General features: G+C 63.0%; 22 protein-coding genes and 2 pseudogenes. 18 read left to right on the forward strand and 6 right to left on the reverse strand.

What is annotated here, in order from left to right:
* Positions 1–59: 59 nt before the first annotated feature.
* The 5 genes from ACK1U9_RS09610 (at position 60) to ACK1U9_RS09630 (ending at position 5,778) form a co-directional block, all read left to right on the forward strand.
* Positions 60–437 (forward strand): gamma-butyrobetaine hydroxylase-like domain-containing protein, encoded by a 378-nt coding sequence (locus ACK1U9_RS09610; protein ID WP_003249306.1) that lies wholly within the window; start codon positions 60–62, stop codon positions 435–437.
* A 269-nt stretch (positions 438–706) separates the two neighbouring features.
* Positions 707–2,386 carry a class II poly(R)-hydroxyalkanoic acid synthase gene (phaC, locus tag ACK1U9_RS09615; RefSeq protein WP_046613445.1) on the forward strand — a complete coding sequence of 560 codons (1,680 nt, stop codon included), beginning with the start codon at positions 707–709 and terminating at the stop codon, positions 2,384–2,386.
* Between the two features lie 61 nt (positions 2,387–2,447).
* Entirely contained in the window at positions 2,448–3,299 is an 852-nt protein-coding gene (gene phaZ, locus ACK1U9_RS09620) for a poly(3-hydroxyalkanoate) depolymerase (RefSeq protein ID WP_046613446.1), read from the forward strand.
* A gap of 168 nt (positions 3,300–3,467) precedes the next feature.
* Positions 3,468–5,150: a class II poly(R)-hydroxyalkanoic acid synthase gene (gene phaC / locus ACK1U9_RS09625; RefSeq protein ID WP_108480790.1), complete on the forward strand. Its 1,683-nt coding sequence runs from the start codon at positions 3,468–3,470 to the stop codon at positions 5,148–5,150.
* 13 nt (positions 5,151–5,163) lie between these two features.
* Positions 5,164–5,778 (forward strand): TetR/AcrR family transcriptional regulator, encoded by a 615-nt coding sequence (locus ACK1U9_RS09630; protein ID WP_046613449.1) that lies wholly within the window; start codon positions 5,164–5,166, stop codon positions 5,776–5,778.
* A gap of 111 nt (positions 5,779–5,889) precedes the next feature.
* Here the strand turns inward: ACK1U9_RS09630 and ACK1U9_RS09635 are convergent, their stop codons facing one another.
* The 3 genes from ACK1U9_RS09635 to ACK1U9_RS09645 all read right to left on the reverse strand — a co-directional run bounded on the left by ACK1U9_RS09635 (position 5,890) and on the right by ACK1U9_RS09645 (position 7,518).
* Positions 5,890–6,690 (reverse strand): phasin family protein, encoded by an 801-nt coding sequence (locus ACK1U9_RS09635; RefSeq protein ID WP_108480791.1) that lies wholly within the window; start codon positions 6,688–6,690, stop codon positions 5,890–5,892.
* Between the two features lie 10 nt (positions 6,691–6,700).
* A complete protein-coding gene (locus ACK1U9_RS09640) occupies positions 6,701–7,120 on the reverse strand; it encodes a phasin family protein (protein ID WP_046613451.1) in 420 nt (139 codons plus the stop codon).
* 122 nt (positions 7,121–7,242) lie between these two features.
* Positions 7,243–7,518: a polyhydroxyalkanoic acid system family protein gene (locus tag ACK1U9_RS09645; protein WP_015272091.1), complete on the reverse strand. Its 276-nt coding sequence runs from the start codon at positions 7,516–7,518 to the stop codon at positions 7,243–7,245.
* A gap of 124 nt (positions 7,519–7,642) precedes the next feature.
* Between ACK1U9_RS09645 and ubiE the strand changes: the two genes are divergently transcribed.
* The 13 genes and pseudogenes from ubiE (at position 7,643) to ACK1U9_RS09710 (ending at position 17,930) form a co-directional block, all read left to right on the forward strand.
* Positions 7,643–8,413, forward strand: a complete 771-nt coding sequence (gene ubiE / locus ACK1U9_RS09650) for a bifunctional demethylmenaquinone methyltransferase/2-methoxy-6-polyprenyl-1,4-benzoquinol methylase UbiE (protein ID WP_108480207.1) — start codon at positions 7,643–7,645, stop codon at positions 8,411–8,413.
* Positions 8,413–9,036, forward strand: a complete 624-nt coding sequence (locus ACK1U9_RS09655; RefSeq protein ID WP_085599823.1) for a ubiquinone biosynthesis accessory factor UbiJ — start codon at positions 8,413–8,415, stop codon at positions 9,034–9,036. Before ubiE ends, ACK1U9_RS09655 begins: the two co-directional genes overlap by 1 nt.
* Positions 9,033–10,652, forward strand: coding sequence for a ubiquinone biosynthesis regulatory protein kinase UbiB (gene ubiB / locus ACK1U9_RS09660; protein WP_046613454.1), 1,620 nt, complete (start codon positions 9,033–9,035; stop codon positions 10,650–10,652). The genes ACK1U9_RS09655 and ubiB overlap by 4 nt, the downstream gene beginning before the upstream one ends.
* A 72-nt stretch (positions 10,653–10,724) precedes the next feature.
* Positions 10,725–11,117 carry a phosphoribosyl-AMP cyclohydrolase gene (gene hisI, locus ACK1U9_RS09665; RefSeq protein WP_013974544.1) on the forward strand — a complete coding sequence of 131 codons (393 nt, stop codon included), beginning with the start codon at positions 10,725–10,727 and terminating at the stop codon, positions 11,115–11,117.
* Position 11,118: 1 nt separating this feature from the next.
* Complete coding sequence (locus tag ACK1U9_RS09670) at positions 11,119–11,454, forward strand: phosphoribosyl-ATP diphosphatase (protein WP_013974545.1); 336 nt, start codon at positions 11,119–11,121, stop codon at positions 11,452–11,454.
* 171 nt (positions 11,455–11,625) lie between these two features.
* Positions 11,626–11,898 carry a twin-arginine translocase TatA/TatE family subunit gene (locus ACK1U9_RS09675; protein WP_003259853.1) on the forward strand — a complete coding sequence of 91 codons (273 nt, stop codon included), beginning with the start codon at positions 11,626–11,628 and terminating at the stop codon, positions 11,896–11,898.
* A 3-nt stretch (positions 11,899–11,901) separates the two neighbouring features.
* A complete protein-coding gene (tatB, locus tag ACK1U9_RS09680) occupies positions 11,902–12,279 on the forward strand; it encodes a Sec-independent protein translocase protein TatB (protein WP_025340918.1) in 378 nt (125 codons plus the stop codon).
* Positions 12,276–13,064: a twin-arginine translocase subunit TatC gene (gene tatC, locus ACK1U9_RS09685; protein WP_013974546.1), complete on the forward strand. Its 789-nt coding sequence runs from the start codon at positions 12,276–12,278 to the stop codon at positions 13,062–13,064. The genes tatB and tatC overlap by 4 nt, the downstream gene beginning before the upstream one ends.
* Positions 13,061–13,768: a 16S rRNA (uracil(1498)-N(3))-methyltransferase gene (locus ACK1U9_RS09690; protein ID WP_108480208.1), complete on the forward strand. Its 708-nt coding sequence runs from the start codon at positions 13,061–13,063 to the stop codon at positions 13,766–13,768. Before tatC ends, ACK1U9_RS09690 begins: the two co-directional genes overlap by 4 nt.
* Before the next feature lie 217 nt (positions 13,769–13,985).
* Positions 13,986–14,930, forward strand: a pseudogene (locus ACK1U9_RS09695) (methyl-accepting chemotaxis protein); the annotation flags it as partial.
* 141 nt (positions 14,931–15,071) lie between these two features.
* Positions 15,072–15,785 (forward strand): methyl-accepting chemotaxis protein, encoded by a 714-nt coding sequence (locus tag ACK1U9_RS09700; RefSeq protein ID WP_408003929.1) that lies wholly within the window; start codon positions 15,072–15,074, stop codon positions 15,783–15,785.
* A 201-nt stretch (positions 15,786–15,986) separates the two neighbouring features.
* Positions 15,987–17,075 (forward strand): annotated as a pseudogene (locus ACK1U9_RS09705) (methyl-accepting chemotaxis protein); the annotation flags it as partial.
* 141 nt (positions 17,076–17,216) lie between these two features.
* A complete protein-coding gene (locus tag ACK1U9_RS09710) occupies positions 17,217–17,930 on the forward strand; it encodes a methyl-accepting chemotaxis protein (RefSeq protein ID WP_408003930.1) in 714 nt (237 codons plus the stop codon).
* Between the two features lie 133 nt (positions 17,931–18,063).
* Here ACK1U9_RS09710 and ACK1U9_RS09715 read toward each other — a convergent pair whose 3' ends face one another.
* The 3 genes from ACK1U9_RS09715 to ACK1U9_RS09725 form a co-directional block, all read right to left on the reverse strand.
* Positions 18,064–18,798, reverse strand: coding sequence for an amino acid ABC transporter ATP-binding protein (locus ACK1U9_RS09715; RefSeq protein ID WP_013974550.1), 735 nt, complete (start codon positions 18,796–18,798; stop codon positions 18,064–18,066).
* Entirely contained in the window at positions 18,791–19,753 is a 963-nt protein-coding gene (locus tag ACK1U9_RS09720) for an amino acid ABC transporter permease (protein WP_025340922.1), read from the reverse strand. The genes ACK1U9_RS09715 and ACK1U9_RS09720 overlap by 8 nt, the downstream gene beginning before the upstream one ends.
* Before the next feature lie 78 nt (positions 19,754–19,831).
* Positions 19,832–20,629, reverse strand: coding sequence for a transporter substrate-binding domain-containing protein (locus ACK1U9_RS09725; protein WP_024087841.1), 798 nt, complete (start codon positions 20,627–20,629; stop codon positions 19,832–19,834).
* Positions 20,630–20,858: the final 229 nt, after the last annotated feature.

Consider the following 20,858-nt stretch of genomic DNA (forward strand, 5'->3'; position numbering starts at 1 on the left):
TGCACAATCCCCCGAATCTCCCGAAGCTGTACACCATCAGTTCTCCAGAGATTCCAGCCATGGCCCGCCTGCCCACCGCCATCAACCTGCACAAAGCCTCGAAAACCCTCAGCCTCACCTACGCCCCCGGCGAGGTCTACCACTTGCCCGCCGAATTCCTGCGCGTGCACTCTCCCTCCGCCGAGGTCCAGGGCCACGGCAACCCCATCCTGCAGTTCGGCAAGATCAACGTTGGCCTCAGCGGCCTGGAGCCTGCCGGCCAATACGCACTGAAACTGACCTTCGACGATGGCCATGACAGCGGCCTGTTCACCTGGGAATACCTCGAGCAGCTGTGTCTGCGCCAGGAACAGCTGTGGGCCGAGTACCTCGACGAACTGCACAAGGCTGGGAAGTCCCGCGACCCCGCCGAGTCGGTGGTCAAACTCATGCTCTAGCGCAAGGCCTGCGGGATTTAGAGCGCATTTTCTAAAATCATCTGTTTGAATGCCTCACAGACAGCCCAGTGATGGGCTGTCTTGCGCATTACATGAAAGTCGGGTAACCAATGGGGGGTGGCAAGTTCTCTGCATCGAATTGCAGGTAGTCAGCACCCTCGCAGCACCGCTGTTCCTTATCACTGGTCACCCGAGTAGCAGTACCGGGCTCAGAACTGTGCACCCGTCACAGCAACCGGTACTCGTCTCAGGACAACGGAGCGTCGTAGATGAGTAACAAGAACAATGATGAGCTGCAGCGGCAGGCCTCGGAAAACACCCTGGGGCTGAACCCGGTCATCGGTATCCGTCGCAAGGACCTGTTGAGCTCGGCACGCACCGTGCTGCGCCAGGCCGTGCGCCAACCGCTGCACAGCGCCAAGCATGTGGCCCACTTTGGCCTGGAGCTGAAGAACGTGCTGCTGGGCAAGTCCAGCCTTGCCCCGGAAAGCGACGACCGTCGCTTCAATGACCCGGCCTGGAGCAACAACCCGCTTTACCGCCGCTACCTGCAAACCTACCTGGCCTGGCGCAAGGAGCTGCAGGACTGGATCGGCAGCAGCGACCTGTCGCCCCAGGACATCAGCCGCGGCCAGTTCGTCATCAACCTGATGACCGAAGCCATGGCCCCGACCAACACCCTGTCCAACCCGGCAGCGGTCAAACGTTTCTTCGAAACCGGCGGCAAGAGCCTGCTCGATGGCCTGTCCAACCTGGCCAAGGACCTGGTCAACAACGGTGGCATGCCCAGCCAGGTGAACATGGACGCGTTCGAAGTGGGCAAGAACCTGGGCACCAGCGAAGGTGCCGTGGTGTACCGCAACGACGTGCTGGAGCTGATCCAGTACAGCCCCATCACCGAGCAGGTGCATGCCCGACCTCTACTGGTGGTGCCACCGCAGATCAACAAGTTCTACGTATTCGACCTGAGCCCGGAAAAGAGCCTGGCGCGCTACTGCCTGCGCTCGCAGCAGCAGACCTTCATCATCAGCTGGCGCAACCCGACCAAGGCCCAGCGCGAATGGGGCCTGTCCACCTACATCGATGCCCTCAAGGAAGCGGTCGACGCGGTGCTGGCTATTACCGGCAGCAAGGACCTGAACATGCTCGGTGCCTGCTCCGGCGGCATCACCTGCACGGCATTGGTCGGCCACTATGCCGCCCTTGGCGAGAACAAGGTCAATGCCCTGACCCTGCTGGTCAGCGTGCTGGACACCACCCTGGACAACCAGGTCGCCCTGTTCGTCGACGAGCAGACCCTGGAGGCCGCCAAGCGCCACTCCTACCAGGCCGGGGTGCTCGAAGGCAGCGAGATGGCCAAGGTGTTCGCCTGGATGCGCCCCAACGACCTGATCTGGAACTACTGGGTAAACAACTACCTGCTCGGCAACGAACCGCCGGTGTTCGACATCCTGTTCTGGAACAACGACACCACGCGCCTGCCGGCCGCCTTCCACGGCGACCTGATCGAGATGTTCAAGAGCAACCCGCTGACCCGCCCGGACGCCCTGGAAGTGTGCGGCACCCCGATCGACCTGAAGAAAGTGCCGTGCGACATCTTCAGCGTGGCCGGCACCGCAGACCACATCACCCCTTGGCAGTCCTGCTATCGCTCGGCGCACCTGTTCGGCGGCAAGATCGAATTCGTACTGTCCAACAGTGGCCATATCCAGAGCATCCTCAACCCGCCGGGCAACCCCAAGGCGCGCTTCATGACCGGCGCCGATCGCCCGGGTGACCCAGTGGCCTGGCAGGAGAACGCCACCAAGCATGCCGACTCCTGGTGGCTGCACTGGCAGAGCTGGCTGGCCGAGCGCGCCGGCGAGCTGAAGAAGGCGCCGACCCGCCTGGGCAACCGTGCCTATGCCGCAGGCGAAGCCGCCCCAGGCACCTACGTTCACGAACGTTGAGCTGCAGCGCCGTTGCCCCCTGCGGGGCTACGGTGTTCATTTCACCCCATGAGTCACGCGCATGCCGCAACCCTACATCTTCAGGACCGTCGAGCTGGACAATCAGTCCATCCGCACCGCCGTCCGCCCGGGCAAACCGCATCTGACGCCGTTGCTGATCTTCAACGGCATCGGCGCCAACCTGGAGCTGGTGTTTCCGTTCATCGAAGCACTGGACCCGGACCTGGAAGTCATTGCCTTCGATGTGCCCGGGGTCGGCGGCTCGTCCACGCCCCGCCACCCGTATCGCTTCCCCGGTTTGGCCAAACTGACGGCGCGCATGCTCGACTACCTCGACTACGGCCAGGTCAATGTCATCGGCGTGTCATGGGGCGGCGCCCTGGCCCAGCAGTTTGCCCACGATTACCCCGAGCGCTGCAAGAAGCTGGTACTGGCCGCCACTGCGGCCGGTGCGGTGATGGTGCCGGGCAAGCCCAAGGTGTTGTGGATGATGGCCAGCCCGCGGCGTTACGTGCAGCCGTCGCATGTTATCCGCATTGCGCCGATGATCTATGGCGGCGGCTTCCGGCGCGACCCGGAGCTGGCCATGCACCATGCTGCCAAGGTGCGCTCCGGCGGCAAAATGGGCTACTACTGGCAACTGTTCGCCGGGCTTGGCTGGACCAGCATCCACTGGCTGCACAAGATCCAGCAGCCTACCCTGGTGCTGGCTGGCGACGACGACCCGCTGATCCCGCTGATCAACATGCGCCTGCTGGCCTGGCGAATTCCCAATGCCCAGCTACACATTATCGACGACGGCCATCTGTTCCTGATCACCCGGGCCGAGGCCGTCGCGCCGATCATCATGAAGTTCCTTCAGCAAGAGCGTCAGCGTGCCGTCATGCATCCTCGCCCGGCTTCGGGTGTGTGAGGGCGATTTGGGGGCCTGTGGGAGCGGGTTCACCCGCGAAGAATCCAACTCGGTGTATGGCACCGGCTTCGCCGGTGTGCGCGGGTGAACCCGCTCCCACAGAGACCCTGCTAAATCAGTAAGTATGTTTAGTCATGAGGCACCAGGTCAGGACGAGGGAGTGTTGCCATGAAAGACAAACCGGCCAAAGGAACGACAACGCTTCCCGCCACCAGCATGAACGTGCAGAACGCCATCCTCGGCCTGCGCGGTCGTGACCTGATTTCCACGCTGCGCAATGTCAGCCGCCAGAGCCTGCGCCACCCGCTGCACACCGCACATCACCTGTTGGCACTGGGGGGCCAACTGGGCCGGGTGATGCTGGGGGACACACCGTTTCAGCCGAACCCGCGCGATCCGCGCTTCAACGACCCGACATGGAGCCAGAACCCGCTCTACCGGCGCGGCCTGCAGGCCTACCTGGCGTGGCAGAAACAAACTCGCCTGTGGATCGAGGAAAGTCACCTGGACGATGATGACCGGGCCCGTGCGCACTTTCTGTTCAACCTGATCAACGATGCCCTGGCTCCGAGCAACTCGCTGCTCAACCCGTTGGCAGTCAAGGAACTGTTCAACAGCGGTGGCCAAAGCCTGGTACGCGGCATGGCCCATCTGCTCGATGACCTGCGCCACAACAACGGCCTGCCACGCCAGGTCGACGAGCGCGCCTTCGAAGTGGGCGTCAACCTGGCCGCGACCGCCGGCGCCGTGGTGTTTCGCAACGAGCTGCTGGAGCTGATCCAGTACAAGCCGATGAGCGAAAAGCAGTACGCCCGGCCACTGCTGGTGGTGCCGCCACAGATCAACAAGTTCTACATCTTCGACCTCAGCGCGACCAACAGCTTTGTCCAGTACATGCTCAAGAGCGGCCTGCAGGTTTTCATGGTCAGCTGGCGCAACCCCGACCCCCGCCACCGCGAATGGGGCCTGTCCAGCTACGTGCAGGCCCTGGAAGAAGCGCTCAACGCCTGCCGGAGCATCAGTGGCAACCGCGACCCCAACCTGATGGGGGCCTGCGCCGGCGGCCTGACCATGGCCGCGCTTCAGGGCCACCTGCAGGCCAAGCACCAGCTGCGCCGGGTGCGCAGCGCCACCTACCTGGTCAGCCTGCTGGACAGCAAGTTCGAAAGCCCAGCCAGCCTGTTCGCCGACGAGCAGACCATCGAGGCCGCCAAGCGCCGCTCCTACCAGCGCGGCGTGCTGGATGGCGCCGAGGTGGCACGGATCTTCGCCTGGATGCGGCCCAACGACCTGATATGGAACTACTGGGTAAACAACTACCTGCTCGGCAAGACACCACCAGCCTTCGACATCCTGTACTGGAACGCCGACAGCACGCGCCTGCCCGCCGCGCTGCATGGCGACCTGCTGGACTTCTTCAAGCTCAACCCGCTGACCCACCCCGCCGGCCTGGAAGTGTGCGGCACCCCCATCGACCTGCAGAAGGTCGAACTGGACAGCTTCACCGTGGCCGGCAGCAACGACCACATCACCCCATGGGACGCCGTGTACCGCTCGGCCTTGCTGCTGGGCGGTGACCGGCGCTTCGTGCTGGCCAACAGCGGGCACATCCAGAGCATCATCAACCCGCCCGGCAACCCCAAGGCCTACTACCTGGCCAACCCCAAGCTGTCCAGCGACCCGCGTGCCTGGTTCCACGACGCCAAGCGCAGCGAAGGTAGCTGGTGGCCGTTGTGGCTGGAGTGGATCACCCCACGCTCCGGTCCGCTCAAGGCACCGCGCAGCGAGCTGGGCAATACCACCTACCCACCGCTGGGCCCAGCGCCGGGTACTTACGTGCTGACCCGATGAGCATGCCGACTGGATGAAGACTCGCGACCGAATCCTCGAATGTGCCCTGCAGTTGTTCAACCAGCAGGGCGAACCGAACGTCTCCACCCTGGAAATTGCCAACGAACTGGGTATCAGCCCCGGCAACCTCTACTACCACTTCCACGGCAAGGAGCCGTTGGTGCTGGGGCTGTTCGAGCGCTTCGAAGAAGCGCTGATGCCCTTGCTCGACCCGCCGCTGGAGGTACGCCTGGACGCCGAGGATTACTGGCTGTTCCTGCACCTGATCGTCGAACACATGGCGCAGTACCGCTTCCTGTTCCAGGACCTGTCGAACCTGACTGGGCGCTTGCCCAAGCTGGCCCGCGGCATGCGTAGCCTGATCAACGCGCTCAAGCGCACGCTGGCGGCATTGCTGGCCAGTCTCAAGGGGCAGGGGCTGGTAGAGAGCGAGACCCAGGCGCTGGGGCAACTGGTGGAGCAGATCACTTTGACACTGATGTTCTCGCTGGATTATCAGCGGGTACTGGGGCGCGAGGGAGATGTGGGGATTGTGGTGTACCAGGTGATGATGCTGGTGGCGCCGCATTTGCAGGCTCAGGCGCGGGGGGCAGCGGAGCAGCTGGCGGTGCGCTACCTGGAGGGTTAAGCCTGACAGGAATGTATTGCAGCAGCCGACGCATTCGCGGGTGAACCCGCTCCCACAGGTACGGGCAGTACCTGTGGGAGCGGGTTTACCCGCGAAGAAGGCGACGCGGTATCAGATCAGGGTACCGGTGCCTGTCTGTGCCGAAGGTGGGTTGCTGGCCGGAGCCGCGGTTGGTGCAGGAGCTGCGCTAGCGACCGGAGCGGCGCTGGCCGCTGGGGCTGCCGGCTTGGCGGCTGCCGGTTTCGCCGGTGCTTTCTTCACCGCAGGTTTCTTGGCTGCCGCAGGCTTGGCTGCCGCAGGCTTGGCCGCTGCCGGTTTCGCCGCTGGTTTGGCTGCTACAGGTTTGGCAGCCGCCTTGGTGGCAGGTTTTGCCGCAGCAGTTTTGGCTGCCGGCTTGGCTGCCGCGGTTTTTGCCGCAGGCTTGGCCGCTGCCGTCTTGGCCAGTGGCTTGGCCGCCGCCTTGCTCGCAGCCGGTTTGGCCGCAGCGCGCGACGAGATCGGCGTAACCGAGGCACCGGTGAGTTTCTCGATCTGCTTGGTCAGGCTATCCACCTGCTGGTGCAGGGCCTTGATCTCGTTGCGGCTCGGCACGCCAAGGCGCGAGATGGCGCTGTTCAGGCGCTTGTCGAAGGCCTCTTCGAGTTCGCTCCACTTGCCCAGCGCACGGTCCTTCACGCCCGACACACGCGAAGTGGTCGACGACTTGGCAGTTTCAGCGACATCTTCGGCGGTCTTCTTCGCCTGCTTCTCGGCCTTCTCGCCATCCTTCACCAGCGAGTCGAACAGCTTCGGGCCATCCTGGTCGATCTTCGAATAGATACCAAGCCCAGCCAGCCAGATCTTGCGGGAGTACTTCTCGATCCCGCCGACCCAGGAGCTGCCTTCTTTCTCGGAATTCTTCTTGCCAGCCATCCTGCTCTCCTTATGGTTTGTGCGCGACGCGCTCGAGCAGCTCGTGCAGCTGTTCAAGCTTGATGGACAACGCCTCAACGTCATGTTTAGACGGAATGCCAAGGCGATTCAAGGCGCGACCTACCCGCGCGTCGAAAGCTTTTTCGATCTTGTCCAGTTGAACTTCGACCTTGCCGCGTACGCGACTGACTTCCTGGGTCGCTTCGTCGATCTGGTTGTTGGCAGCATCGAGCTCTTTGTCGATACGCTTCTTGCCACGCTTCTCGACGCCTTCGCCGGCCTTGACCAGCTCACTGAAGTAGTCGGAGCCTTCCTGGCCCACACGCGCATAGGCGCCGATGCCCGCCAGCCAGATCTTGCGCGCGTAGCCGCGCACCTCGCCCAGCGTGCCCGGGGCGTCGTCCTTTTTCTTCACAGTCACTTTGGCCATGCTCTGTACCTCATGCTCATGAGTGGAGGAGAAACCGCCCATGGAGGTTGGGCTTGAGCACAAGGTAGAGAGGGAAATTAGAATCTTCACCCTAAGGTGAAGGAGCATGGCCCGGGAAGGGCTCAGGCCAGGGCTTTGTCCAGCGCCCGCTCGATCTCGCCCTTGATGGTGCCGCTCATCATCGACAGCATCATGCCCAGCTTCAATTCGACACGGATGCGGTCATCGAAGATGTGCACGCTGCCGTTGGCACCGCTGCGCGCCACGTCGACCCGGTCACCGTTCCAGGTGGCCTTGAGGTCGTACTCGCGGGTCAGTTTGTCGACCAGCGCTTCAGCCTTGGCACGGGCGGCATCGCGGCCGAGGGAATGTTTGCGTTCGACGCTGATCTGGGTCATGCGGGTGTTCCTGAAGATGAAGACATAATGAGCATTATGCCCGCCCCCGCCCACTGGCACACCCCGCCAAGACAAATCCGCCCGTTCGCCCTAGAATGGCGGTAATTTTTTCCGGTGAAGCGATATGAACGACCAGCGCAAAGGCGACCACGCCGAACCCACCACCCATTTCGGTTACCAAAACGTCCCTGAAAGCCAGAAGGCGAAGAAAGTCGCCGAGGTGTTCCACTCGGTAGCGGCCAAGTATGACCTGATGAACGACGTGCTTTCCGGCGGCATGCACCGCCTGTGGAAGCGCTTCACCATCGAGCTGTCGGGTGTACGCGCCGGCAATCGTGTACTGGACATCGCCGGCGGTACCGGCGACCTGGCCGCCAAGTTTTCGCGGCTGGTCGGCCCGACCGGCCAGGTAGTGCTGGCCGACATCAACGAATCAATGCTCAAGGTGGGCCGTGACCGCCTGCTCGACCGTGGCGTGGCCGGCAACATCGAGTTCGTCCAGGCCGACGCCGAGAAGCTGCCATTCCCGGACAACCACTTCGACTGCGTGACCATTGCCTTCGGCCTGCGCAACGTCACCCACAAGGACGAAGCCATCCGCTCGATGCTGCGCGTGCTCAAGCCGGGCGGTCGCCTGCTGGTGCTGGAGTTTTCCAAGCCTACCAACAAGCTGATGTCCAAGGCCTACGACGCTTACTCGTTCGCCTTCATGCCGCTGGCCGGCAAGCTGATCACGAACGACTCGGAGAGCTACCGTTACCTCGCCGAGTCGATCCGCATGCACCCCGATCAGGAAACCCTGAAGGCCATGATGGTCGATGCCGGTTTCGACCGCGTCACCTATCACAACATGACTAGCGGCATCGTTGCCGTGCACCGGGGAATCAAACCCTGATGCTGCTGGCCGGGCTGTTCGCCAGCGTCGAACATGGCCTGAACCGCGTCCTGCGCATGGACAGCACGGCACTGCCGCGGCTGGCCGCGCTCGAGGGCAAGGTCATCGAGATCGACTGCCGCCAACCGGCCCTGCAGGTGTTCATCCTGCCCGATGAAGAGGGCCTGATGCTCGCCGCCCACTGGCAAGGCGAGGTCGACTGCAGCCTGCGCGCCCCGGCCGGCAGCCTGGCGCAACTGGCCCTGGCCAGGGACAAGACTGCCGTGCTGCACAGCCCGCAAGTGGAACTGCATGGCGACAGCGCCGTGCTGCTCGACCTGTTCGGTGTGCTGCAGGACCTGGAGCTGGACTGGGAGCACGAGCTGCAACGCTGGCTCGGCCCGGTCGCCACGGCGCTGCTGGCCGGCCACATCCGCCTGCGCGCACGCTGGACCCGTCAGGGCCTGGCGCGCTTCAGCCAGAACCTTTCCGAGTACCTGGCCGAAGAGTCCCGCACTCTGGTCGGCAAGCGCGAAGCCGAAGCCGCCTTCAGCGAGCTCGATGCCCTGAAGCTCGATACAGAACGACTCGAGGCGCGTCTCAAGCGCCTTTCCCGAACCCTTGATACCAGCGATAACGCATGAAGCTGCTCGCCGTCCGCCGTCTATTTCGCATCCAGCGTGTGGTGATCCGCTACCGTCTCGATGACCTGCTGTTCGACCTGCCGCTGCCCTGGTGGCTGATGAGCCTGCGCCTGCTGATGCCGTGGCGCTGGTTGCCGCGCAAGCCGTCCGAGCTCAGCCGTGGCGCGCGCCTGCGCCTGGCCCTGCAGGACCTGGGGCCGATCTTCATCAAGTTCGGCCAATTGTTGTCCACCCGCCGAGACCTGCTGCCCAACGACATTGCCGATGAGCTGATGCTGCTGCAGGACCGCGTGCCGCCGTTCGACCCCAAGCAGGCCGTGGCGCTGATCGAGGCACAGCTAGGCGCCCCGGTAACGCAACTGTTCAGCCGCTTCGACGTCGAGCCGCTGGCATCGGCCTCGGTGGCCCAGGTGCACGCTGCGCGCCTGAAAAGTGGCGAGGAAGTGGTGGTCAAGGTGGTACGCCCAGGCCTGAAGCCGGTGATCGCCCAGGACCTGGCATGGTTGTTCCTGATCGCCAAGGCTGCCGAGCGCGCTTCGGCTGATGCCCGCCGCCTGCACCCTGTGGAAATCGTCGGCGACTACGAAAAAACAATCTACGACGAGCTCGACCTGCTGCGCGAAGCGGCCAACGCCAGCCAGCTGCGGCGCAACTTCGAAGGCTCCGAGCTGATGTACGTGCCCCAGGTGTACTGGGACCTGTGCCGTCCCAAGGTGCTGGTGATGGAGCGCATCTATGGCGTGCCGGTGACCGACATGGCCACCTTGGCCGACCAGCGCACCGACATGAAGCTGCTGGCCGAACGAGGCGTGGAGGTGTTCTTCACCCAGGTGTTCCGCGACAGCTTCTTCCATGCCGACATGCACCCCGGCAACATCTTCGTCAGCACGGTCAAACCATGGAGCCCGCAGTACATCGCCATCGACTGCGGCATCGTCGGCAGCCTGACCGACGAGGACCAGGACTACCTGGCGCGCAACCTGATCGCCTTCTTCAAGCGTGACTACCGCCGCGTCGCCCAGTTGCACATCGACTCGGGCTGGGTGCCGGCGCACACCAAGGTCAACGAGTTCGAAGCGGCGATCCGCACCGTATGCGAGCCGATCTTCGAAAAACCGTTAAAGGATATTTCCTTTGGCCAGGTGCTGATGCGCCTGTTCCAGACCGCCCGGCGCTTCAACATGGAAGTGCAGCCGCAGCTGGTCCTGCTGCAGAAGACCCTGCTCAACATCGAAGGCCTGGGCCGTCAGCTGTACCCGGAGCTGGACCTGTGGAGCACCGCCAAGCCATTCCTCGAGCGCTGGATGCGCGACCGCATGAGCCCCAAGGCCGTGCTCGGCAACATCCACAGCCAGGTCGAGCAACTGCCGCACCTGGCAGACATGGCCCGCGACCTGCTCGAGCGCCTGTCGCAACCGCACCTGCACGATCCGCAACTGCCGGAGCGGCGCCGCCAGGGCGACCGTTGGGCGCTGCGCCTGCTCGGCGCCGGCCTGCTCGGCGGTGGTGCGGTACTGGCCGCTGGTGCCGCCGCAGATGCCAGCCTGGCCGCCCCTGCCGCCTGGCCGGCCTGGCTGATGCTGGCCGCCGGCCTTTACCTGATCGTGCGCCAATAGCCAGCCGCGCCCATGGCTGGCACACTAGCGCAAAGGGCCCGGCACAGGAGCGGGCCCGCTTTGGAGTCGACGATGAAAGACTGGCTGGACGAGATCAAGTGGAACAGCGAGGGCCTGGTACCGGCGATCGCCCAGGACCACAAGACCGGACGCGTGCTGATGATGGCCTGGATGAACCGCGAATCGCTGGCCCTGACCGCCGCCGAGCAACGCGCCATCTACTGGTCGCGTTCGCGTGGCAAGCTGTGGCGCAAGGGTGAGGAGTCCGGGCATGTGCAGAAGCTGCATGAAATGCGCCTGGACTGCGATGCCGATGTGATCATTCTGATGGTCGAGCAACTGGGCCATATCGCCTGCCATACCGGCCGGGAAAGCTGCTTCTACCGCGTCTTCGAAGACGGCCAGTGGAAAACCGTCGACCCGGTCCTGAAAGACCCGGATGCCATCTACAGCGCAGGACACTGACATGAGCGACACCCTCAACCGCCTTGCCGAAGTGCTTGAAGAACGCAAGCAAGCGGCGCCCGACAGCTCCTACGTGGCCAGCCTGTACCACAAGGGCCTGAACAAGATCCTCGAAAAGCTCGGCGAAGAGTCGGTCGAGACGATCATTGCCGCCAAGGACGCGGCGGTCAGCAAGGATTACAGCGATGTCATCTACGAAACCGCCGACCTGTGGTTTCATAGCCTGGTAATGCTCAGCGCGCTGGGCCAGCATCCACAGGCCGTGCTAGATGAGCTGGAACGCCGTTTCGGGCTTTCCGGGCATGATGAGAAGGCGGCTCGACAGCCGTCTGCCTGATGTAATTTAAGTGCGCGGGGCCCCTCTCTTTTTTGTGGGAGCGGGTTCACCCGCGAAGAATGCGACGTGGTGTATGGCACCGGCTAAGCCGGTGTTCGCGGGTGAACCCGCTCCCACAGGGACCGCGTTGCCAGAACAATTCGCTTTACCTGTAAAATTCAGGAGTACGAAATGGGTATCTTTGACTGGAAACACTGGATCGTCCTGCTGGTGGTCGTGGTCCTGGTGTTCGGCACCAAGAAGCTGAAGAATTTCGGCAGTGACCTGGGCGAGTCGATCAAAGGCTTCCGCAAGGCCATGAGCGATGAAGAGAACAAGCCGGCCGAGCAGACCCCGCCGCCTGCCCAACCCGTTCCACCAGTGCAGAATACTGCCCAGCAGAACCAGGGCCACACCATCGAAGGCCAGGCCCAGCCGGTCCAAGAGCCGCAGCGGAAAGACTGACCTATGTTCGGCATCAGTTTCAGCGAGCTGCTGCTCGTCGGCCTGGTCGCCCTGCTGGTGCTCGGCCCCGAGCGCCTGCCCGGTGCCGCGCGCACGGCAGGCCTGTGGATCGGCCGGCTCAAACGCAGCTTCAACAGCATCAAGATGGAAGTGGAACGCGAAATCGGCGCCGACGAAATCCGCCGCCAGCTGCATAACGAACACATCCTGCAGATGGAAGAGGAGGCCAAGCGCATCCTCAACCCGATGACGCCACCGGCGCAGCCACCTGTTACCACCGCAACCGTTCAGCCGCCCGCCGGGCTCGAAGCCAGGCCGGTCGAGACCGCTGCCACCCCGGCCACGCCTTCTGAACCGCCTCAACCGCCGCGAGCCCCATGAGCGAAAATCCGGAACACGACCAGCCAATGCCGCTGGTTTCGCACCTGACCGAACTGCGCACCCGCCTGCTGCGTTGCGTTGCCGTCATTTTCCTGATCTTTGCCGGGCTGTTCTCCTTTGCCCAGCAGATCTACACCCTGGTCTCCGCGCCGCTGCGCGAGCACTTGCCGGCCAATGCCACGATGATTGCCACCGACGTGGCCTCTCCGTTCCTCACGCCGTTCAAGCTAACCATGATCGTCTCGCTGTTCCTGGCGATCCCGTTCATCCTGCAGCAGATCTGGGGCTTCATCGCACCCGGGCTGTACCGGCATGAAAAGCGCATTGCCATTCCGCTGCTGGTTTCCAGCATCTTCCTGTTCTACGCCGGCATGGCCTTCGCCTATTTCCTGGTGTTCCCGCTGATCTTCGGCTTCTTCGCCAGCGCCACACCGGAAGGCGTGTCGATGATGACCGACATCGCCAGCTACCTCGACTTCGTGATGACACTGTTCTTCGCCTTTGGCGTGGCCTTCGAAATCCCGGTAGCGGTGGTGCTGCTGGTATGGATCGGCGTGGTCGACGTCAAGTACCTGAAGAAGATTCGCCCCTACGTGATCATCGGCTGCTTCGTGGTCGGCATGGTACTTACCCCACCGGACATCTTCTCTCAGACCCTGCTGGCCGTACCCATGTGGCTGCTGTTCGAGATCGGCGTGCTGTGCGGCAGTCTGATCCGCAAGCGCAGCGCCCACGACGAAACCGCCAACGACCACAACGACCAGCCACCAGCGACCCAACCGTGAACCTGTTGCTCCTTGAAGAGGCCGACTTCGTGTCGGCCGAACGCGTCGTTCTCGCAGACCGGCGTTTCACCCACATGCAGGACATCCACCGTGTAGCGGTGGGCGACAACCTGCGCGTGGGCCGTATCAACGGCCTGATGGGAAAGGCCACGGTGCTGCGCCTGGAAAGGCACGAAGCCGAACTTGAAGTCGTCTTTGACCAGCAGCCACCGGCCAAGCTGCCGCTGACACTGGTGCTGGCCGTACCTCGGCCGAAAATGCTGCGCCGGCTGTTCCAGACCGTATCTACCCTTGGCGTGCCGCGGCTGATTTTGCTGAACAGCTACAAGGTCGAGAAAAGCTTCTGGCAAACACCCTTCCTGCACCCGGACAGCATTCGCGAGAACCTCATCCTGGGCCTGGAACAAGCCCGCGACACTGTGCTGCCCGAAGTGATCATCGAGAAGCGCTTCAAGCCGTTCGTCGAAGACCGCCTGCCGGCCATCGCCGCAGGCACCCTGGGCCTGGTCGGGCACCCCGGCCCCTACCCCGCCTGCCCGCGCGCAGTGGAGCAGCCAGTGACCCTGGCCATTGGCCCGGAGGGCGGCTGGATCCCCTACGAGGTGGACCTGCTGGGCAAGGCCGGCCTGGCTCCGGTCCAGCTGGGCGACCGCATCCTGCGGGTAGAAACCGCGGTGACAGCGTTGCTTTCACGGATTTTCTGACACACAAGTCAACTTTCACCCATAAAGTTTCCCTTCCCCAGGCCGATTGTCTTGGCAACACAACAATTAATCGTGCTGCCAAGGCGCCGGGGAGTCGTACATGTATCAATGGTTCGCCCAATCATTGGGCAATGTGAGCGTCAATCGCAAACTGGGGCTGGGCTTCGGCTTGGTGCTGCTGTTGACACTGGCCATCACCCTGGCCGGCTGGCACGGCATGGACAGCATCATCAACCGTGGCGACAAGCTGGGGAACATCTCGGTCATCCAGCAGTACACCCAGGAGCTGCGCATCGCCCGTCAGCATTACCAGCGCCAGCCTGACGAAGCCTCGGTGGCAGAGCTGGAAAAGGCCCTGGGCAACCTCGACCGCCAGGTACAGTTCATGCTCGGGCAGATCGAGCAGCCCGCTGACAGTCAACGCCTTGAGCAGCAGCGCGAGGCCGTGCGCGGCTATCAGCAGGCATTCAACGAGCTGAAACAGGCCGGCCAACGCCGCGAGGCCAGCCGCGCCGTGCTTGGCGACACTGCCGACAAGGCCGCGGAGCTGATTGCCCGGGTGCAACGCGGCCTGCTGCAGGGTGGCGATATCAGCCAGTACCAGCACGCAGTGGAAGTCAGCGCCCTGTTGCAGCAGGCGCGCTTCCAGGTACGCGGCTATACCTACAGCGGCAATGCCGACTACCAGCAAACGGCGCTGAAGGCCATAGACCAGGCCTTGGCCGAGCTGCGCGCGCTGCCGGCCAAAGTACCAGCGGAGCACGCTGCCAGCCTGGACGATGCCACCACCGCCCTGGCAGGCTACCGCGACGCGGTCACCCAGTTCGGCAATGCCCAGGTCGCCAGTGAGCAGGCCCTGCAGAGCATGGTCGAACACGGCACGGTACTGCTGCAGACCAGCCAGGCGATGACCACCTCGCAAACCGCTGTGCGTGACGCCGGGGCTACCCAGGCCAAGACCCTGCTCGCCGTGGCGACCGTCCTGGCGCTGGCCCTAGGCCTGCTGGCGGCCTGGGTCATCACCCGGCAGATCATCATTCCGCTGCGCCAGACCTTGCACGCCGCCGAACGCGTGGCCAGTGGCGACCTGACCCTGAACCTGCAGGTACAACGCCGCGACGAACTGGGCCAATTGCAAGCCAGCATGCATCGCATGACCCAGGGCCTGCGCGAGCTGATCAGCGGCATCGGTGATGGTGTCACGCAGATCGCCAGCGCTGCCGAGGAGCTGTCGGCGGTGACCGAGCAGACCAGTGCCGGGGTCAACAACCAGAAGGTCGAGACTGATCAGGTGGCGACCGCCATGAACCAGATGACTGCCACGGTGCATGAGGTGGCGCGCAATGCCGAACAGGCCTCGGAAGCTGCGTTGATGGCCGACCAGCAAGCCTGTGAAGGCGATCGTGTGGTCGGCGAGGCGGTAGCGCAGATCGAGCGCCTTGCCGGCGAAGTGGTCAACTCCAGCGAAGCGATGAACCAGCTCAAGGTCGAAAGCGACAAGATTGGCAGCGTGCTTGATGTGATCAAGTCGGTGGCCCAGCAGACCAACCTGCTGGCCCTCAACGCCGCGATCGAAGCGGCCCGTGCCGGCGAAGCCGGGCGTGGCTTTGCCGTGGTGGCCGATGAAGTGCGCAGCCTGGCGCAGCGCACCCAGCAATCGACCGAAGAGATCGAAGAACTGATTGCCGGGCTTCAGAGCGGCACCCAGCGCGTGGCCAGCGTGATGGACAGCAGCCGCCAGTTGACCGACAGCAGCGTCGAACTGACGCGCCGTGCCGGCAGCTCCCTGGAGACTATCACCCGGACCGTTTCGTCGATCCAGGCCATGAACCAGCAGATTGCCACGGCAGCGGAAGAACAAACCGCCGTGGCAGAAGAAATCAACCGCAGCGTGATGAACGTACGGGATATTTCTGACCAGACCTCGGCGGCCAGTGAAGAAACGGCCAGCTCAAGTGTGGAGCTGGCGCGGTTGGGTACCCACCTGCAAGGGTTGGTGGGGCGGTTCAGGCTCTAGGTTGATGTGTAGGTCGCCTGCAGTGGCCTCTTCGCGGGTTTGCCTGCGAAGAGGCCAGTGCAGGCGGTGTATTCCTACCTATTTAGGCGAAATTTCCTACCTGATTATCAGGTCAAGTCCTACAGCTCCGCTGCCGATTGGCAAAGGTGTGATGCCAGCAATGCGCCTGCATCCCCGCCCCCAATCGCACGGAGATCCCTCATGCTCGGCTACCTCAACCGAAAGCTCGGCAACATCAGTGTCGCAGCCAAGCTCGCCCTCGGCTTCGCCGTAGTCCTGCTGCTAACCCTGGCCACCACCGTCAGTGGCTGGCGTGCACTGGATGACGCCATTGTGCGCTCGCAGCAACTCAGCGAAATCGGCCTGATCAACGATCTGACCAAAGACCTGCGCGCAGAGCGCATCACTTACCGTGTGCTCAACGACGACGCCAGCAGAACGCGCATAGCCAACATTCTCGACCAGCTCGACAGCATGCTGACCACCTTGCAGCAACGCAGCAGCGTGGATGAATCTCGGCAGATGCTGACGGAAAAGCTGGTATTGCTGCAGCGCCTGCGCGACGACTTCAGCGAGCTGGAAAACACTGTCAACAAGCGCATCGCCCTGCGCCAGGCCATGCTGGCACAGGAGCAGAAGCTCAGTGAAGTAATCGATGATCTCCAGACCCAGGCCTTGCTGAAAATGCCTGCTGACAGCCAGCAAGGCGGTGTGCTGGGGCTGATGGACACGCTCAGCCGTCATATCGATGGTGCCAACCAGCAGAGCCTCGTTCCGGCCTATACCTTCTCCCCCGTGGAAAGCTTTGCCAAGGTCGGCGAGGCTTCGCTGGATGCCGCTGACAACAGCCTTGCGCAATTGCTCAAAGGCCTTGCTCCACTCGGCTTGCCCCGTACGCTCACCCAGCAGCCCGGGGAGCAGTTGGCCAGGTATCGCGCCAGCCTGGATGAATATCGCCGGACCGCAGTGCGTGTCGAACAGCTGCAAAACAACATGGAGAACATGGGCAACGAGCTGCGCGCGGTCAGCCTGGAACTTGGCAAACGCAAGATCGAGCAGCGCGACAGGGAAGCCCTCGAAGCACGCTCGCTACTGGCCACAGTAGCCCTGCTGGCGTTAGTCGTAGGTGTGGTGGCCGGCTGGTTGATCACTTTGCAGATCACCCAGCCTTTGCGCCAAACCTTGGCCGTGGCCGGGCGCATCGCCATGGGCGACCTGAGCCAGATCGAACCGGTACAACGCCGCGACGAGATGGGCCAGTTGCAAACCAGCATGCGCGAAATGACCTTGAGCCTGCGCGAGCTGATCGGTGGCATCGACCAGGGCGTCGGTCAGCTGTCACAGGCCGCCACACAGTTGGCGGCCAGCAGCGAAGACACCAAGTTGCGCATCAACCAGCAGCGCGAGGAAACCGACCAGGTGGCCACGGCCATGAACCAGATGAGCGCCACCGTGCAGGAAGTGGCACAGAACGCTGAACAGGCCTCGCTGGCAGCGACCAACGCCGACCAGCAAGCGCAGGTCGGCGACCAGGTAGTGGCCGAAGCTATCGGCCGTATCGAACAACTGGCCGGCCAGATGGACCATTGCCTGGCAGCCATGCAGCACCTGGCTGGCGAAAGCCAGCGTATCAGCGGCATCCTCGATGTGATCAAGTCGGTGTCCGAGCAAACCAACCTGCTGGCCCTGAACGCGGCGATCGAAGCGGCACGGGCGGGTGAAGCAGGACGTGGTTTTGCCGTGGTGGCCGACGAAGTACGCGGCTTGGCCCAGCGCACATCGACGGCGACCGAAGAGATTGGCCAGCTTATCGACAGCCTGCACAGCGGCACCGACGAAGTGACCCGCTTGCTGGACAACAGCAAGAACCTGACCGAACAGAGCGTGGAGCTGAGCCGCAAGGCGGGGCAGGCCCTGAGCCAGATAACTGATACCGTGTCGAACATCCAGGGCATGAACCAGCAGATTGCAACGGCCAGCGAAGAGCAGAGCGTGGTCGCCGAGCAGATCAACCGTAGTGTGCTGAATGTGCGGGATGTGTCGGATCAGACCAGTGCGGCCAGTGAGCAGACGGCGGCTTCGAGTGGGGAACTGGAGCAGCTGGGGCAGCAGTTGCGAGGGATGGTGGGGCGATTCAGCATTTGAGTTTGCGGGGGGCTGCTTTGCAGCCCATTCGCCGGCAAGCCAACGCCCACAGGGACCGCACAGTTCTCAGTACCTGTGGTAATCCTGTGGGAGCCGGCTTGCCGGCGATTGGGGCGCAAAGCGCCCCCTGCGGTTAAAGCACCTGGCGCAGGAACGCCTGCGCGCGCGGGTCTTTCGGCGAGGCGAAGAACGCAGCCGGCGCCGAATCTTCCAGCAGCTTGCCATGATCGAAGAACAGCACCCGGTCCGCCACTTCACGGGCAAAGCCCATTTCGTGTGTGACGCAGACCATGGTCATGCCTTCCTGGGCCAGGGTCTTCATCACATCCAGCACCTCGCCGACCATTTCCGGGTCGAGCGCCGAGGTCGGTTCGTCGAACAGCATCACTTTCGGGTCCATGGCCAGGGCTCGGGCGATCGCCACCCGCTGCTGCTGGCCACCGGACAGGCGCGACGGGTATTCGTTGGCTTTCTGCGCAATGCCCACCTTCTCCAGCAGCGCCCGGGCCTTGGCTTCGCGGTCGGCCTTGTTGCGCTTGCGCACCACCTTCTGTGCCAGGCACAGGTTCTCCAGCACGGTCATGTGCGGGAACAGGTTGAAGTGCTGGAACACCATGCCGACTTCGCGGCGATAGGCGTTGATGTCGGTTTTCGGATCGGCCAGTTGCAGGCCGTCGATGGCCACATGGCCTTCGTCGAAATGCTCCAGGCCGTTGAGGCAGCGCAGGAAGGTCGACTTGCCCGAGCCCGACGGGCCGAGTACCACCACCACTTCGCCCTTGGCGACCTGGGTGGTGACGTTATCCACGGCCCGTACCACGTGGCCACGGGTGTCGAAGACTTTCAGCAGGTCACGGACTTCAATCACTTTGCGCAAGCCTCCGCTCGAGCCGGCTGGCCAGGTGCGACAGCGGCAGGTTGATCAGCAGGTACAGGCCTGCCACGCAGAACCAGATCTCGAAGGTCGAGAACGAGGTGGTGATGGCCTCGCGGCCGCTCTTGGTCAGTTCGGTAATGGCGATCACCGAGACCAGCGAGGTGTCCTTGACCAGGCTGATGAACTGGCCGGCCAAAGGCGGCAGCACACGCTTGAAGGCCTGCGGCAGGATCACGTGGCGCATCGACTGGCCCGCGTTCAGGCCCAGCGAGCGGGCCGCTTCGTTCTGGCCCTTGGCGATGGACTGCACGCCGGCACGAACGATTTCGGCCACGTAGGCACCGGTGAACAGCGCCAGTGCAGCCACCCCGGCAAACTCGCGGGACAGGTTGAGCACGGTACCGATGAAGAAGTAGAAGATGAAGATCTGTACCAGCAGCGGTGTACCGCGCACCAGTTCGACATACACGGTCGACAGGTCACGCAGCGTAGGGTTGCTGGACAGGCGGCAGAGGCCGGCGAACAGGCCGATCAACAGGCCCAGGGCACCGGATACCACCGAAATCCAAAGCGTGGTCCACAGGCCCCAGGCCAGCGGGCCGGCCGCCCAGTGACGGGTGACGCCAATCTGGTCGCCTTCGGAAACATCGTCGCCGCGGGCCAGCTGCAGGCTGTCCTTGGCAACATCGAGCACCTGCTCGGCACCGCTCTCGTCTTTCAGCGTGACACGGGCATTGTCGCCAGAGATGACGATGTCCTGCACGGTGCCGTAACCGGCGGCGCGCTGTGCTTCCTCGGCCTTGTAGGCGAAGTACTGCGGTACGCGGTTCCAGCGCCACTCGTAGGAAATCATCGAGGTGGCCATGTACAGGCTGAACGCCAGGCCCACCAGGACCAGGGCAGTCAAACCGTGCCAGGGCCACTGGGCTTTCTTGTGTTTGATCACGTGGGGTACTTCCGTAAATGCGAACGCGCAGGGTTTGCCTGCGCGTCGGGGTCATAAAGCCGGCTTGTGGCCTGGGCCTTATTCCATTTCCTTCAGCCAGTCCTTGTTCTTGAACCACTTGTCGTGAATACGATCGTAGGTCCCGTCATGCTTGATCTGGTGCAGGAAGTTGTTGATGAAGTTGATGCTGTCGTAGTCGCCTTTCTTCAGGCCGAAGGCCAGCGGCTCGTAGGTGAAGGGTTCTTCGAGGAACAGCAGCTTGCCGGCACCGGCCTTGTCCACTGCCACCACGTTGTAAGGCGCGTCGTAGACGAAGGCGTCAGCCTTGCCGTTGACCACGTCCATCACCGCTTCCTGCTCGTTGTCGTAGCCGTGGTATTTGGCCTTGGCGATCAGCTTCTTGGAAACCATTTCGCCGGTGGTGCCGAGCTTGGAGGTGATGCGGTACTTCTCGTTGTTCAGGTCCTTGTACGACTTGATCTCGCCCGCCAGTTCCTTGCGGATCAGCAGGGTCTGGCCAACCACAATGAAGGGTTCGCTGAAGTTCAGGCGCAGGTTGCGTTCCTGGGTCAGGGTCATGCCGCTGCCGATCATGTCGAACTTGTCGGTCAGCAGGGCCGGGATGATGCCGTCATAGGCCGTGGATACCGGCTCGAACTTGACGCCCATGGACTTGGCCATGGCTTTGAGGATATCGACTTCGAAGCCGATGATCTCGCCACGCTTGTTGGTCATCTGGAAAGGCATGTAGGTCGGATCCATGCCCACCCGCAGGGTGCCGCGCTTGACCGCGTCATCGATCGCGCCCGCCTGGGCCGCCGTCACGGCGACCAGGGCGGTGACACCGACCAGCAGTCGCGAAAGGTATTTCTTGATCATCACCAAGTCCCCTAGCAAGAAAAGTAGCGAATCTTATTGTTGGCATGGCCGTGGCGGCCGATGCGTCATATCGGAGAGGGATGCTAACGCATGGCGGCTCGGGGACCTAGAGCCGGGGGGGACTTTGTTGGCCAAAATCGGTGGGAGCCCTGAAAAGCTTCGCGGGCACGCCCGCTCCCACAGGTACAGCGCATGCCTGAAAGGCTGTGAAGTACCCTGTGGGAGC

It is taken from the genome of Pseudomonas sp. XP1, from assembly GCF_053557675.1.

Bases quoted from the DNA above. Each gene is read 5' to 3' on its own strand.
- ACK1U9_RS09610 (WP_003249306.1), top strand. From the start codon at position 60: ATGGCCCGCCTGCCCACCGCCATCAACCTGCACAAAGCCTCGAAAACC.
- phaC (WP_046613445.1), top strand. From the start codon at position 707: ATGAGTAACAAGAACAATGATGAGCTGCAGCGGCAGGCCTCGGAAAAC.
- phaZ (WP_046613446.1), top strand. From the start codon at position 2,448: ATGCCGCAACCCTACATCTTCAGGACCGTCGAGCTGGACAATCAGTCC.
- phaC (WP_108480790.1), top strand. From the start codon at position 3,468: ATGAAAGACAAACCGGCCAAAGGAACGACAACGCTTCCCGCCACCAGC.
- ACK1U9_RS09630 (WP_046613449.1), top strand. From the start codon at position 5,164: ATGAAGACTCGCGACCGAATCCTCGAATGTGCCCTGCAGTTGTTCAAC.
- ACK1U9_RS09635 (WP_108480791.1), bottom strand. From the start codon at position 6,690: ATGGCTGGCAAGAAGAATTCCGAGAAAGAAGGCAGCTCCTGGGTCGGC.
- ACK1U9_RS09640 (WP_046613451.1), bottom strand. From the start codon at position 7,120: ATGGCCAAAGTGACTGTGAAGAAAAAGGACGACGCCCCGGGCACGCTG.
- ACK1U9_RS09645 (WP_015272091.1), bottom strand. From the start codon at position 7,518: ATGACCCAGATCAGCGTCGAACGCAAACATTCCCTCGGCCGCGATGCC.
- ubiE (WP_108480207.1), top strand. From the start codon at position 7,643: ATGAACGACCAGCGCAAAGGCGACCACGCCGAACCCACCACCCATTTC.
- ACK1U9_RS09655 (WP_085599823.1), top strand. From the start codon at position 8,413: ATGCTGCTGGCCGGGCTGTTCGCCAGCGTCGAACATGGCCTGAACCGC.
- ubiB (WP_046613454.1), top strand. From the start codon at position 9,033: ATGAAGCTGCTCGCCGTCCGCCGTCTATTTCGCATCCAGCGTGTGGTG.
- hisI (WP_013974544.1), top strand. From the start codon at position 10,725: ATGAAAGACTGGCTGGACGAGATCAAGTGGAACAGCGAGGGCCTGGTA.
- ACK1U9_RS09670 (WP_013974545.1), top strand. From the start codon at position 11,119: ATGAGCGACACCCTCAACCGCCTTGCCGAAGTGCTTGAAGAACGCAAG.
- ACK1U9_RS09675 (WP_003259853.1), top strand. From the start codon at position 11,626: ATGGGTATCTTTGACTGGAAACACTGGATCGTCCTGCTGGTGGTCGTG.
- tatB (WP_025340918.1), top strand. From the start codon at position 11,902: ATGTTCGGCATCAGTTTCAGCGAGCTGCTGCTCGTCGGCCTGGTCGCC.
- tatC (WP_013974546.1), top strand. From the start codon at position 12,276: ATGAGCGAAAATCCGGAACACGACCAGCCAATGCCGCTGGTTTCGCAC.
- ACK1U9_RS09700 (WP_408003929.1), top strand. From the start codon at position 15,072: ATGAACCAGATGACTGCCACGGTGCATGAGGTGGCGCGCAATGCCGAA.
- ACK1U9_RS09710 (WP_408003930.1), top strand. From the start codon at position 17,217: ATGAACCAGATGAGCGCCACCGTGCAGGAAGTGGCACAGAACGCTGAA.